General features: G+C 71.7%; 12 protein-coding genes. 4 read left to right on the top strand and 8 right to left on the bottom strand.

Features of this window, described 5'->3' with window-relative positions; all coding sequences use genetic code 11:
- Nucleotides 1-9 precede the first annotated feature (9 nt).
- Nucleotides 10-1,347, bottom strand: coding sequence for an extracellular solute-binding protein (locus ABD340_RS00535; RefSeq protein WP_344586247.1), 1,338 nt, complete (start codon nt 1,345-1,347; stop codon nt 10-12).
- Nucleotides 1,348-1,822: 475 nt separating this feature from the next.
- Complete coding sequence (locus tag ABD340_RS00530; RefSeq protein WP_344586246.1) at nt 1,823-2,803, bottom strand: SCO0930 family lipoprotein; 981 nt, start codon at nt 2,801-2,803, stop codon at nt 1,823-1,825.
- A gap of 256 nt (nt 2,804-3,059) precedes the next feature.
- On the opposite strand from ABD340_RS00530, the gene ABD340_RS00525 reads away from it, so the two are divergent.
- Entirely contained in the window at nt 3,060-4,175 is a 1,116-nt protein-coding gene (locus tag ABD340_RS00525; protein ID WP_344586245.1) for a hypothetical protein, read from the top strand.
- A gap of 57 nt (nt 4,176-4,232) precedes the next feature.
- Here ABD340_RS00525 and ABD340_RS00520 read toward each other — a convergent pair whose 3' ends face one another.
- Nucleotides 4,233-4,451, bottom strand: a complete 219-nt coding sequence (locus ABD340_RS00520) for a DUF6243 family protein (RefSeq protein WP_344586244.1) — start codon at nt 4,449-4,451, stop codon at nt 4,233-4,235.
- 252 nt (nt 4,452-4,703) lie between these two features.
- Between ABD340_RS00520 and ABD340_RS00515 the strand changes: the two genes are divergently transcribed.
- Both ABD340_RS00515 and ABD340_RS00510 read left to right on the top strand, forming a co-directional pair.
- Nucleotides 4,704-5,774: a quinone-dependent dihydroorotate dehydrogenase gene (locus ABD340_RS00515; RefSeq protein WP_344586243.1), complete on the top strand. Its 1,071-nt coding sequence runs from the start codon at nt 4,704-4,706 to the stop codon at nt 5,772-5,774.
- Nucleotides 5,775-5,868: 94 nt separating this feature from the next.
- Nucleotides 5,869-7,095, top strand: coding sequence for a sodium:proton exchanger (locus ABD340_RS00510; RefSeq protein WP_344586242.1), 1,227 nt, complete (start codon nt 5,869-5,871; stop codon nt 7,093-7,095).
- Between the two features lie 20 nt (nt 7,096-7,115).
- Here the strand turns inward: ABD340_RS00510 and ABD340_RS00505 are convergent, their stop codons facing one another.
- The 4 genes from ABD340_RS00505 to ABD340_RS00490 form a co-directional block, all read right to left on the bottom strand.
- Nucleotides 7,116-8,645, bottom strand: a complete 1,530-nt coding sequence (locus tag ABD340_RS00505; protein WP_425547295.1) for a DUF7059 domain-containing protein — start codon at nt 8,643-8,645, stop codon at nt 7,116-7,118.
- A 54-nt stretch (nt 8,646-8,699) separates the two neighbouring features.
- Nucleotides 8,700-9,554 (bottom strand): N-acetylmuramoyl-L-alanine amidase, encoded by an 855-nt coding sequence (locus ABD340_RS00500; protein WP_344586240.1) that lies wholly within the window; start codon nt 9,552-9,554, stop codon nt 8,700-8,702.
- A 92-nt stretch (nt 9,555-9,646) separates the two neighbouring features.
- Nucleotides 9,647-9,886, bottom strand: coding sequence for a hypothetical protein (locus ABD340_RS00495; RefSeq protein ID WP_344586239.1), 240 nt, complete (start codon nt 9,884-9,886; stop codon nt 9,647-9,649).
- A 142-nt stretch (nt 9,887-10,028) separates the two neighbouring features.
- Nucleotides 10,029-11,027, bottom strand: a complete 999-nt coding sequence (locus ABD340_RS00490) for a LacI family DNA-binding transcriptional regulator (RefSeq protein WP_344586238.1) — start codon at nt 11,025-11,027, stop codon at nt 10,029-10,031.
- Between the two features lie 401 nt (nt 11,028-11,428).
- On the opposite strand from ABD340_RS00490, the gene ABD340_RS00485 reads away from it, so the two are divergent.
- The gene (locus ABD340_RS00485; protein WP_344586237.1) at nt 11,429-12,184 is read left to right on the top strand and encodes a TetR/AcrR family transcriptional regulator; all 756 of its coding nucleotides are present in this window, start codon (nt 11,429-11,431) and stop codon (nt 12,182-12,184) included.
- 425 nt (nt 12,185-12,609) lie between these two features.
- On the opposite strand, the gene bldC is transcribed toward ABD340_RS00485, so the two are convergent.
- A complete protein-coding gene (gene bldC / locus ABD340_RS00480) occupies nt 12,610-12,813 on the bottom strand; it encodes a developmental transcriptional regulator BldC (RefSeq protein ID WP_012850682.1) in 204 nt (67 codons plus the stop codon).
- Nucleotides 12,814-12,923: the final 110 nt, after the last annotated feature.

Raw genomic sequence — 12,923 nt, 5'->3', positions numbered from 1 at the left:
ACACCTCCGTTAGAGCAGGGCCTGGTCGCGCAGGACCTGGCGGATGAAGTCGCTGGACCGGCGGGGCGTGGTCTCGTTCACCGAGGCCGGGGGGTGCCAGCGGTTCTGGATCGCGCCGGACACGTCGGTGTAGTACGGGGTGGCGGGACGGGGCGCGGCCGCGGCGATGGAGTCCCGCATCAGCGGGGCCATCGGGAACTCCTTGAGGATGTCCGGATCGCTGAAGATCGCCGGACGGGCGGCCACGTTGCCCTCGTCGAGCATGTACTGCTTCATGTTCGCCGGGGAGGTGATGCAGCGGACCGCGTCGAGCGCCAGATCGTCGCGGTGCTTGCCGTAGGCGCCGACGCCGATCTCGATGCCGCCGAACGGGGGCTTGCTCTCCTGCTGGGGGTTCATCCGCGGGTAGCGGGCCCAGCCCAGGTCGTTCACGATGTTCTTGTCGATGGCGCCGTCCTCGGCGTCGCCCTTCTCGGCCCGCCAGACGTAGCCCCAGTTGAGGAGGAAGCCGCCGCGCGGGCCGTTGATCGTCGCCCGGGACTGCTCCTCGAGGTCGGTGGACAGCGTCGGGCCGGCCGCCTTCGACCGGGCCAGCTTGCCGATGATCCGCGCGGCCTCCTTCCCGGCCGGGGAGTCGAGCTCGATGGTGGCGTCGTCGCCCTTCTCCGCGTTGCTGATGATCCGGCCGCCGGCGGAGGCGATGAGGGAGTTGATCCACACCATGTAGCCCTCGTACCGGTTGCCCTGCACGCCGATCGTGGTGTTGGTGCGGTTGGCCGCGTCGATCAGCTTGTCCCAGGTGAAGTCGGGCGCGTTGGGGTCGATGCCCGCCTTCTGCGCGACCGACTTGCGGTACCAGAGCAGCTGGGTGTTGGCCCAGAACGGTGCCGCGTAGAGCTTGCCCTCCCAGGTGGAGCTCTGCACCGCGGTGGGGAACACGCCTTCGGTGAGCGGCGCCGCCTCGCTCGCGGTGAACGGCCGCAGGAAGCCGGCGTTGGCGGCCTCGGCCACGAAGACGGGGTCGAGGCTCATGAGGTCGAGGCCGGAGTCCTTGGCGGCCAGCCGCCGCACCAGCTGCTCGCGCTGCTGGGTCGCGTCGCTCGGCAGCAGCGAGGTCGCGATCCTGTATCTGCCGCCCGCCGCCTTCGTGCACGACTCGGCGATCTTCGCCTGCCCGCCGTTGTCAGGGTTGATGTACCAGGTCAGAGTCGGCGGCCCGCCGTCGCCGCCGCAGGCGGCCAGTCCGGACACGACCAGCGCCGCCGCGACCGTGCACCGCACACTCCTGCCCGTACCCCGCCGGCGGCCGCCGCCGTATCGGGTACGGGTCCTGATCGGTTCCACCATCGGACCTCCCGCAGCTCCCACCACGTGCGGGCACTTCGCCGGGCCGCATACGTGGCGAGACCGGCACCACATAAACACCCGGCTTAGAACCTGTCGAGATCCGGATAAGTACCACGAAGAGATCGTGAGAAACACGCAACGCAAAAGAAACAGAAACGCGCTGGCATTCCACCAGAACCCCCCACATACTGCGCCCGCGCGCGGGTGGGAGATGCCATCCTGGGAGGCGGAAGCCCCTCATCCACGGTATGCCCGGCCTGCCGGGCATCCGAAGGTCAAACTTAGGTACATTCCACGCAAAGCAGGCAAACAACGGCCGAAAAAGCGCGCCGCACGACCACCTCCGGCCATGCGGCGCGTGCAGCTTACGCGGACACGTGAAGGCGTGGAGACTGGCGGACCCCGACCGACCCGCTGGTCTCCACGCCTTCGCTCGTGGGGCGCGGCTCCCGCCGCGCCGTCTCACCCGGTGGGCTCAGTAGCCGTAGCCGCCGCCCCCGGACCCGGCGGTGATCTTGTCACCCTGCGGCGACACGACCCACCAGACGTTCTGCGCGCCCTGGCCCTTGGCGTCCCCGGGCTGCTCGTCCTCGGCGTAGTAGTACATCGGCCAGCCGTCGATGGTCACCTGGCAGGTGCCGTCGTCCTTGCGCTCGATGAAGTCGACCAGGTCGCGGTCGATGCCCTCGACCTTGAGCTTCTTCCAGTTGGTGAACTGGACCACCGGCCACGCCTTCTTGCAGTCGCCGTAGCAGTTGGTGGTCTTCGGCCGGTCCTTGTCGAAGCGGTACATCACCCGGCCCTTGCCGTCGGTGACGATCGTGCCGAGCCGCGGGTCCTTGCGGACCTTGAGGACCGTCCAGCCGGCCCAGCGGTCGTCACCGCCCTGCTCCTGCTGCGGCTCCTCCTGCTGCTGGGGCTCGGCGGCCTTCTTGCCGTCCGGGGCCGCGGCGTACCAGGTGCCGCTCTTGCCCTGCCCCTTGACGTCACCGGGCTGCTTGTCCTGCGCGAACCGGTACAGCGGCCAGCCGCCGAGGGTGACCTGCCACTGGCCGTCCGGCCTGCGGACCTTGCCGACCAGGTTCTGGTCCACGCCCCGGACGTTGACCTGGCCCTGGCCGGTCATGACCGGCGGCCACGCCTCCGCGCAGTCCTTCTCGGTGCAGGTGGACGCGGGCGGCTTGGCGGTGTCCTTGTCGAACCGGTAGAGCGTGCGGCCTTCCTGGTCGGTCACCACCCTGCCGATCCGCACCTTGGCGGCCGACAGCGTGGCGGGCGGTACGGCCTCCGCCGGATCCGCCGACGGGTCGGCGGACGGGTCGGCGGGCGGGCTCTGCTGCGCGCCCGACCCGGTATTCAGCTGGAGCCCCGGTCTTTCCTCCCCGCAGGCCGTGAGGACCACGCCGGACGCGGTCAGCAAGGCCGCCATCGGTATCGCCCACCGTGGGAATGCCATGTCTGTCCTCCAAGTCGACTGGGTACCGGCCTGGACTGGCCCGGCGGCCCGGACATGCGACCGAAGCGGGGCAGCCGCACCGCCCTCCCCGGTCGACGAGCAGTACGGAGGTCGGCACGGAAGGGGTTCAACCGGTTCCGGCCGGGAACCTGAACACCCCTTTTGGGGTCAAACTGGAGACGTCCCGCTCACGGATCATCCGGGCCGAGCGGACCGCACACCAGCCAGGACGACCAGGACGACAGGGAGCGCAGCTGTGAGCACGGGGCCGCTGGACCACGACCGCGTGCCGGCGGGCAGCCCGCCGGCCATCGACCTCACCAAGCCGGCGGCCGAACCGGCCGCGATGGCGGCGACGGTCGCGCCTTCGCCGGCCCCGCGGCGGCCGGCGCCCGCGGGACCGGCCTGGATCGTGATCCCCGCCCGCGTGGTGGCGGTGGTGATCGTGCTGCCGCTGCGCCTGGCCTACGATCTGCTCGCCCTCGTCGGCCGCGGCCTGATGCGGGTCCCCGGCAAGCTGGGACGGTTCCTCAAAGCCGCCTACATGGCGCTGCTGCACCCGATCTTCCGGGTGATCGGGCAGGGCGCGATGGCCCTCTGGTCGGGCCTGGTCTGGCTGTGGACGAACGGCGTGTACGCCCCCCTCCACTGGCTCACCGTCGTGGTGATACTCGGCGGGCTCCGGCTCTTCGGACAGGGCACGGGACGGCTCGCGCGCTGGTTCTACTCCGTCGTCCTGGCCCCGGTCGTCCGGCTGCTGGAACTGCTCGTCGCGCGTCCCGCCGTGGCCGTGTGGACGGCCCTGGTGTGGGTGCTGGCGCAGGTCGGCCGCGGCCTGGTGATCGCGGCCCAGGGCATCGGCACGGCGCTGACGTTCCTTCTCAAGGTGCTCGTGGTGATGCCGGCAACCGGCCTGTGGCGGTACGTGCTGCGCCCGCCGCTGCTGGGCCTGGCGTGGCTGGGCCGGGCCACGGGCGCGGTCCTGGCGCGGGCCTGGGGGCTGCTGGCGACCGGTGTCGCGGCACTGTGGGCGATCTTCGCGGGCGCGCTGGTGTGGGCGTGGCGGATGCTGGGGCGGCTGCTGTACTGGGTGGCCCGGATCCTGTTCGTCATCCCCGCCGTCGCCCTGTACCGCTACCTGCTGCGGCCGATCGGCCTGGCCGCGGCGGCGACGTGGCGGACCCTGGTGGTGGCGCCGTCCCGGGCGGTCAAGAACGCGGTGCTCGTCCCGATCGGGCAGGCCGCGCGCGCGGCCTGGCACGCCTCGGTGGTGGAGCCCGCGCGCTGGGTGCGGCACAGCGTCCTGGCGCCGATGCGGGCGACGGGCCGTGACGTCCGGCTCCAGGTGCGGCGCGCGATCCGGGGCGGCTGACCCCGTGACGGGACGGGCCGCCGCGCCGGGTGAATCCGGCGCAACGGCCCGCGTGGATCAGCTCTCGTTCTCGTTCTCAGCCTGCTCGTTCTGGGGCTGCTCGTTCTGGGGCTGCCCGGCGTTGCGCGTGCGCATCCGCTCGAGCAGTTCCTTCTTCTGGGCGAGCGCGTCCGTCTCGTTGGACGAGGACTTGCCGACGCCCCCGCGCAGCGCCTTGCGCGAGATGTTCTTGCGCTGGCCGCCTACGCCGAGCATGCCGTTGCGGTTCTTGGCCATGCCTGTACTCCCATTCGGCTGGGTGTGTGCGATGAAATGCGTGCACCCACGTCCGGTAGGGGACCGGCGGCCGGATCAGCGTCCGATCCTGCGATCCCTTACCGGATGGGCCCGGCCACGGAGCGGGGGCGGTAGATGCGCTTCGGGACGGGCCGCCACAGGAGGACGGCCGAATGGATCAGCATGCTCGCAGCGTAGGCGGGGCGGCCCCGGCGACTCAATCGAATTTCCGGGCTGAGAGAATCGGCCGCGATGTACAGACTGCTGTTCTCACTGGTCATCTCCCGCGTCCCGGCGGAGACCGCCCACCACCTCACGCTGCGCGGGCTGCGCGCGATCCAGGCGGTGCCGGGCGCGGCGCCGCTGATGCGGCGGGCGCTGGCCCCCCGCGATCCGGCGCTCACGGTACGGGCGCTGGGCCTGGAGTTCCCGGGTCCGATCGGGCTGGCGGCGGGCTTCGACAAGGACGCGGTGGCCTACGACGCGCTGGGCGCGTTCGGCTTCGGCCACGTCGAGATCGGCACCGTGACGGGACGGCCGCAGCCCGGCAACCCCCGTCCCCGGCTGTTCCGGCTGCCGCGCGACCGGGCCGTCATCAACCGGATGGGGTTCAACAACGCGGGCTCGGAGGCGGCGCTGCGGCGGCTGCGGGCGCGCCGGCCGGGCACGATCGTCGGGGTCAACATCGGCAAGACCAAGGCCGTCCCGGAGGCCGAGGCGGTGTCCGACTACGTGCTCAGCGCCGGCCGCCTCGCCCCGTACGCCGACTACCTGGTCGTCAACGTCAGCTCGCCCAACACTCCCGGGCTGCGGAACCTGCAGGCGGTCGAGCAGCTGCGGCCGCTGCTGGCGGCGGTGCGCGAGGCCGCGGACGGGGCGGCCGGACGGCACGTCCCGCTGCTGGTCAAGATCGCGCCCGATCTCGCCGACGGCGACGTGGACGCGGTCGCCGACCTCGCGCTCGAACTGGGCCTGGACGGGATCATCGCGACCAACACCACGATCGGGCGGGCGGGCCTGGACTCGCCCGCCGAGCTGACCGGGGAGGCCGGCGGCCTGTCGGGGGCGCCGGTGAAGGAGCGTTCCCTGGAGGTGCTGCGCAGGCTGAAGGCGCGCACCGGCGACCGGCTCGTCCTCGTCTCGGTCGGCGGGGTGGAGAGCGCCGACGACGCCTGGGAGCGGGTCCGGGCCGGGGCGACGCTCGTCCAGGCGTACACGGCCATGATCTACGGCGGCCCGCTGTGGGCGCATCGCGTCCAGCGCGACCTGGGCCGCCGGCTGCGCGCGAGCGCGTTCCCCACCCTGGACGCCGCGCGCCGCTGACCCGCCCGTCTCCCGGGCCCCGGCCGCCGCGGCTTTACCGGACGGTGGCGGGGCGCGGGGTGTCGGGAGACCGGTGCGGCGGCACCGTGCAGGTATGTCCCTGGAGACGATCACACGCGGGGCGCTGATCACGCGCGTCGCCGCCGCGCTCGTGCTCGCGCTGCCCGCGGTGGTGGTGCGGGTGGCGGGCGTCCACCCGCCGCCGGTGCCGACCATGATCGTGTCCGGGGCGGGGGTGCTGGCCGCCGCCGTGATCCTGATGTGGGCGGCCGAGACCGCGCGGGTCGACATGTCGGGCGCGCTCGCCCTGGCGGTGCTGGCGCTGATCGCCGTGCTGCCCGAGTACGCGGTGGACCTGTACTACGCCTACCGGGCGGGCTCCAAGCCGGAGTACACCGCCTACGCCGCCGCCAACATGACCGGGGCCAACCGGCTGCTGATCGGCATCGGGTGGCCGCTGGTGGTGCTGGCGTTCGCGCTGGGCGCCAGGCGCGCCGCCCGCCGGTCCGGGGTTCCCCTCCGGCGCCGGGACGTCCGGCTGAGCAGGCACCACCGGATCGAGCTGGGGTACCTGGCGCTGGCCGCGGTGATCGCGTTCCTCCCCGCACTGCTGAAGGAGATCGGATGGTATGTCTCGATCCTCCTGATCGGCCTGTACGTCGCCTACATCGTGCGGATCTCCCGCATCAGCGGCGAGGACGTCGAGGAGCTGACCGGCGTGCCCGCCCGGCTGGCCGCGCTGCCCCGCCGCGCGCGCCGCATCGCCACCTGGACCGGGTTCGCGCTCGGCGCGGTGATCGTGTTCGCCTCCGCCGAGCCGTTCGCCGAGTCGCTGGTCGCGGCCGGCGCCGAGCTGGGGATCGACGAGTTCCTGCTGGTCCAGTGGCTGGCGCCGCTGGCCTCGGAGGCCCCGGAACTGATCGTCGCCGGGCTCTTCGCGTGGCGGCTGCGCGACAACGACGCGATCGGCGCGCTGCTCTCGTCCAAGATCAACCAGTGGACGCTGCTGATCGGCTCGCTGCCGCTGGCCTACCGGCTGGGCGGCGGCGGCTGGTCGCTGCCGCTGGACTCGCGGCAGACCGAGGAGGTGCTGCTGACCGCCGCGCAGACCGTGCTGGGGCTGGCGCTGCTGATCGACCTGCGCATCCGCCGGTCCGAGGCCGCGCTGCTGTTCCTGCTGTTCGCGCTGCAGTTCGCACTGCCGGACGAGCACGCCAGGCTGCTGCTGTCGTGGGTCTACCTCACGATCGGCTTCTCCGTCCTCATCCTCCGCAACCGGGACCTCGGACGGGCAATGAGAGCGACCGTCAGCGGGCCCTGAGCGACCGGCAGCGGCTCCGGCTACGGCTCCGGGGCGAGTTCGAAGAAGCCGTCGGCGATCAGTTCCGGCAGGACGGCCCGCGCGTGCTCCCGCACCTGCTCGGAGTCGAGATCCGTGAGCTGGGCGATGGCGTCCAGCAGCCGGCCGAGCGGGAGCGTCCCGTCGCAGACCCCGGCCAGCGCCGCCTCGACCGTGCCGACCCCGGCGGCCCGGCGGAGCCGCTCGTCCTGGCGGAGCAGGATGCGTTCGGGATGCTCGGCGCCGGGCGGGCCGATCTGCTCCTGGACGATCCCGGCCGCCGTCCGCAGCCGCCGCTCGAACAACTCTTGTCCACAGCTTGTGGAAAACTCTCGGGCCGCAGTGAGCCCGTCCAGGATCTGGTCGACGTACGCCCCGACGGGCTGCCCGACCGCGTGCCGCAGCTCCTCCACCCGCGTGACCGGACGCGCGGAATCCGTCCGCCGCAGGACGATCCACCCGAAGCCGACACCGGTCACCCCGTGCCGCTCGAAGTAGTCGAGCCACGCCTCGTACCGGGTCCGGTACTCGGGCGTGCCCACCTCGCAGGAGTCGCGCAGCCACAGCTCCGCGTACTCGGCCGGGTCCTGGACGTCCCGCCGCACGACCCACGCGTCGCAGCCGGACTCCTCCACCCAGGCGCCGACCCGCTCCTCCCACGGAACGTCCTTGACCTGCAGCCAGTTGGCCAGGAGCCGGCAATGGCCGCCCTCGTTCAGGTGCCCCCGGGCCGCCACGACCAGCCGCCGGCAGAACTCGTCGCCGGGCAGCCCGGACTCGCGGTAGACGTACCGGGTACCCGAATCGGGCGGCGTGATCACGAACGGCGGGTTGGACACGATCAGGTCGAACCGGCGGCCGGCCACCGGCTCCAGCAACGGGCCCTCGACGAACTCGGCGTCCTCGGCGCCCGACAGCGCGAGGCTCGCGGCGGCCAGTTCGAGCGCCCGCGGATTCACGTCGGTGGCGGTGACCCGCCGCGCCCGGCCCGCCAGATGCAACGCCTGGACGCCGCATCCGGTGCCCAGATCCAGCGCGTTGTCCACAGGCTCGGGATAGCTGTGGACAAGTAGCCGCGCGAGGCTCGCCGACGCGCCGCCCGCCCCCACCACATGATCGGGCCGCACCGCGCCGCCGCCCGGCCGCACCTTCAGATCCGACACCACATAGCCGAGATGGCCGCCGCCGCCCGGCTCCGGCGCCACCGCCTCGAGGGGCTCCACGCGCAGCAGCGCCCGGACCTCCCCGCCGGACGCCTCCGCCAGCCCGGCCGCCACCAGATCGTCCGCGAACCCGCCGGCCGGCGAAACCACCGGCACCTGCAACCAGAACAGCCTTGTCAGCGCCTCCAGCGGCGATCCACCGCCGGTGGCCCGCAGCGCCGGGACGATCTCGTCCCGGGCCAGCGCCCCGCCCGCCACAGGGCCCAGCAGCGCCCGCACGCCGTCGACCGTGTACCCGGCATGCTCGAACGCGGCCCCCAGCCGCCGAAGTCGATCAGACACCGCACCATCCTGCCGCCCGCGGCTCACCGGACGCCCCGCACTTCCCGAAGACGCCCAGGTTTTCTCGCTCGGTCCTCTGCCTCAGGATTTCTTGAAGTAGGCGTCGAGGCCGTTGGCGAGGGCGACCGCGATGCGCTGCCGGAACGCCGCGGTCGACATCTTCGCCGCGTCCCCCGGGTTGCGCATGTTGCCGCACTCGATGAACACCTTCGGCACCGTGGACAGGTTCAGCCCGCCCAGGTCGCTCCGCGGATCCAGGGCGTTCTCGCCGATGTAGTTCGAGTACTGGATGCCGGTGCCGGCCCGGTAGGAGTCGCGCAGCGCGCGGCCGAGCCGCTGCGCGTCCGGCACCATCGCGGTGTTGTGCCCCTTCACCGCCACCGGCATGATCACGTGGAACCCGCGCCCGGACGCGCTCGCCCCGTCGCCGTGCACCGACACCGCGGCGTCGGCCTTCGCCCGGTTGCCGATCGCGGCCCGCTCGGTGATGCACGGCCCCACGCCGGTGTCGTTCTTACGCGTCATCACGACCTTGGCGCCCTGGTCCCGCAGCAGCCGGGCCAGCCGGTTGGACACGTCCCAGGTGAAGGCGTGCTCGGTGTAGCCGGCATTGGTGGACGTGCCGGTCGTGTCGCACTCCTTGCGGCCGTTGCCGATGTCGACCTGTTTGTTGATGGCAGCCGGATTCTTGGCATTGCCGCCGTTGTGCCCGGGATCGAGCACGATGACCTTGCCCCGCAGGCCGCCGCCGCCCCCGTCGTCGGGGGGCGCCCCCTGGCCCGCCGTCGTCGTCCCGTCCTGGGCGTTCGCCCCCGTGGTGGGAGGCTTCGCGCCCTCGCCGCCCCCGTCGGACGAACCGCCACCGCACGCGGTGACCGCGCCCAGGCAGAACGCCAAGGCGGCAGCGGCCGCCGAGCCGCGCCGGTGGAATCGCATGCCCTCTCCCCGTAATGTCTTCGTTACCGCCCCTGCCAGTCTGCACACAGGCATGAGTTCGTCAAACGAAGTTCGGCAATGGACCGCGGCGATCAGGTGCTCAGCGGCTCCTCCTTGCCCAACAGTGCGGCCAGGGCCCGCGCCTCCTCGGCGTCCAGACCCAGCACCACGCGGGGCCGCCCCCACGGATGGTCGATCGAGTGCGCCACGTAGCTGGCCACCGACTCCGCCGGCTCCTCCGCGAGCCCCCGCCCGTGCCGCCATTCCGACCAGGCACGTTCCAGCTCGCTCGCCGCACGCTGTGCGCACGACACCAATTCCGGATCACGCACGACCCGTCCCCCCGCTGAACATGATCCTTTCCGATGGTCCCCTCGGCAAGGTCCCCTGACCCGCCGAAGGGTCCACCCATTAACCCGCCGCGCACGACCGGCCACACGCGGGTTGCAGGAGTTTTGGCCGTTTCCTTGCCGACTACCGAGAACCGGGTGCCGGCCCCGTCGTGGAACGCACCACCAGATGCGGCACCACCAGGTTCTGCCGGGCCACCCGGCCCGGATCCTCGATCCGCGCGGTCAGCAGCTCGGCCGCCACCCGGCCCATGTCCCGGCGCGGCTGGTCCACGCTGGTCAGCGAGATGTGCCGGATCGCCGCCAGATGCGTGTTGTCGTAGCCGACGATCGAGACCTGCTCCGGCACCGGCAGCCCCAGCTCGTCGGCGGCCGACAGCGCCCCGGTCGCCACCACGTCGTTGGGTGCGAAGATCGCGGTGGGCCGCCGTTCCATGGACAGCAGCGTGCGGGCCGCCCGGTGCCCGCCCTCCTCGGTGAAGTTCCCCGTCTCCACCACGATCTCCTCGGCCAGGCCGTGGCGCCGCATCGCCTTCTCGTATCCGGCCCGCCGGTAGCGCGCCGTCGTGGAGCGCGCCCCCTCGATGTGCGCGATCCGGCGGTGCCCCAGTTCCACCAGATGGTCGACGGCCAGGCTGGCGCCCAGCTCGTCGTCGTCCACGACGATGTCCACCCCGACCACGTCGCGCTCCCCGACGACCACGACCGGCACGCTGGCCGCCGCTTCCTTGAGCGAGTCGGGCACGACGCTGAGCAGCACCAGCCCGTCCACCCGCATCTCCAGGAACGCCTCGACCGCCTCGGCCTCGAACAGCGGGTCCCAGCGGCCGCTGCCGACCAGCATCCGCAGCCCCTCGCCGTGCAGGCTCTCCTGCAAGCCGTCCAAGAACTCGGCGAAGAAGGGGTTGTGCAGGTCGGCCACGATGGCGCCGATCAACCTGGTGCGGCCCTCCACCAGGCTCCGGGCGACCGCGTTGGGCCGGTACCCCAGCTCTCGGGCGGCCTGCAGCACGGCCTGCCGACGCCGCTCGCTCACATGGGGCGAGCCGCGCATGACCAGCGACACCAGGGACTTGGACACACCCGCGCGCTCGGCGACGTTGCGGATCGTCGGCTTCGGCACGGGCAGCGTCCCCCCTTCGCCGCTCCGCGACTGGGGGACGCCGTTCTCGCGCTCGCGCGGGGGGCTACTTCCTTCACCAGCTGACATGGCACTCCGTCCAGGGGGGCCTTCAGGACCTGCCGCCTCGGCGCCCCGGGGCCCGCTGCGGTGGGCCGGCACGCCTTCCCCAACTCAGGGGGAGATGCCATGATGCCTTGCCTTCACCCCAAATCGTCGCAACAGCGAGTAACGGGCCGCCGTCAATGGTAGTTCGGGTATGTGGTGTCCTGGATCACAACGGTGGAATTCTCTGTTCGCGAGACAAAAGAAACCGGCCGAAGACGGTCGAACAGGCGGCGAATGTTCGGTCCCGGGGGCGGGTGCGCGCGGTCCCGGCCCGCGCACTCGGATAGGCTTCCCAGGTGGGAGATCGTGCAGTGGCCGCGGGCAAGTCGAAGAACGGGCAGCGATCCGCCGGCCCCTCCCGGGGACCGCGTCCCGGCCCGCGTACGGCCCGCCGCAGGCTGAGCGTCGACGAGCGTCGGGACGAGCTGATCGAGGCGGCGCTCCAGCTCTTCAGCGCGCGACCGCCCGAGGACGTCTCCATCGACGACGTCGCCGCCGCCGCGGGCGCCTCACGCGCACTGGTGTACCACTACTTCGGCGGCAAATACGAGCTCTACCTCGCAGCTCTCGGCAGCGCCGCGAAACGACTGGCCGTCCTGCTGGAGCCGCCGACCGAGGGCCGGCCGCTCGAACGGCTGCAGATTTCGCTGGAACGCTACTTCGATTTCGTGGAAAGCCATGCGGCGGGCTTCACCGCCCTTCTTCGCGGCGGCCCGGCCGATCGTTCCGGCGAAGTCGGCGAGATAGTCGACGGCATGCGCAGGCTGCTGCTGGAACGCATCCTGCACGCGATCGACGTGGAGTCGCCCCAGCCGATCCTGCGCATCACGCTGCGCTCGTGGATGGCCTCGGTCGAGACCGCCGGGCTCGACTGGCTGGAGAACCGGGACCTCGCCCGTCCCGAGCTGGAAAGCCTGCTGGTGGACCAGTTCGTTGTGCTGCTGCACGTGGCGGGCAAGCACGAGCCGTCCATCGGCGCCCTCTTCGACAGCCTGGCGCAGCAGGAGATGGTCACCAAGAAAGAGCCCAGCAAGGCGAACACGGCGAGCTGACCACGCGATCCGGATCGCGGACGCGGCTATGCGAAAGATCACATCCGGCCCATGGGCCAAGCCCGGCGGTCGTCAAGGACCAGAGCCTGTCTAGAAGTGGCCCCAGGTACCGCGCGAGCGCGCTACCTGGCCGGTGACGCGATGCCGAAGGCGAGCCTCACCGGCCAGATCGCGAAGCGATGCCGCGCTCGCACCAAGCACGGTCAGGGTGCGAGCCGCCAGGCGAGCACCCTGGGCCGTGCTTGCAAAAAACACAGCCTCACTCCAGTGATGAACGATCCGGGACCGCGATTCTCGGATGATCGTGGTCCCGGATCCATCTCCAGGAAATGCCCGGACACTTACGGTCCGGCCACTCCTGTCCCCCCTCAAGGTGAGCCGGGTAGGGCCGGCGAGTGCCGAGGGCGCTCGCCGGGCGGAGTGTGCTACTCCGACCTCTGCTGCGGGATTCCCGCCAGCAGCGCCCGCACCTCGGCCTCCCGGTAGCGCCGGTGCCCCCCCAGCGTGCGGATGGACGTCAGCTTTCCAGCCTTTGCCCACCGCGTGACGGTCTTGGGGTCGACGCGGAACATCGTCGCCACCTCTGCCGGCGTCAGCAGGGGCTCGGCCTCTGGCGTACGTGCTGACATGTGTGCGGCCTCTCCTCCGTGGACCGATGACAGCGATCCTGCGATTGATCCTCGCGCGGTCACTGATGTCCCCTATGGCCCGAAAGAGCCACTATGACATCACAACGTGT

Source organism: Actinomadura vinacea, assembly GCF_039532545.1.
GTDB classification, from domain to species: Bacteria; Actinomycetota; Actinomycetes; order Streptosporangiales; family Streptosporangiaceae; genus Spirillospora; species Spirillospora vinacea.
The sequence above is the reverse complement of the archived record's forward strand: the minus strand, read 5'-3'. Positions and strand labels throughout refer to the sequence as shown.

Coding starts and splice junctions, on each gene's coding strand:
- ABD340_RS00535 (WP_344586247.1), bottom strand. CDS start 1,347: ATGGTGGAACCGATCAGGACCCGTACCCGATACGGCGGCGGCCGCCGG.
- ABD340_RS00510 (WP_344586242.1), top strand. CDS start 5,869: ATGTCCCTGGAGACGATCACACGCGGGGCGCTGATCACGCGCGTCGCC.
- bldC (WP_012850682.1), bottom strand. CDS start 12,813: ATGTCAGCACGTACGCCAGAGGCCGAGCCCCTGCTGACGCCGGCAGAG.
- ABD340_RS00500 (WP_344586240.1), bottom strand. CDS start 9,554: ATGCGATTCCACCGGCGCGGCTCGGCGGCCGCTGCCGCCTTGGCGTTC.
- ABD340_RS00530 (WP_344586246.1), bottom strand. CDS start 2,803: ATGGCATTCCCACGGTGGGCGATACCGATGGCGGCCTTGCTGACCGCG.
- ABD340_RS00520 (WP_344586244.1), bottom strand. CDS start 4,451: ATGGCCAAGAACCGCAACGGCATGCTCGGCGTAGGCGGCCAGCGCAAG.
- ABD340_RS00515 (WP_344586243.1), top strand. CDS start 4,704: ATGTACAGACTGCTGTTCTCACTGGTCATCTCCCGCGTCCCGGCGGAG.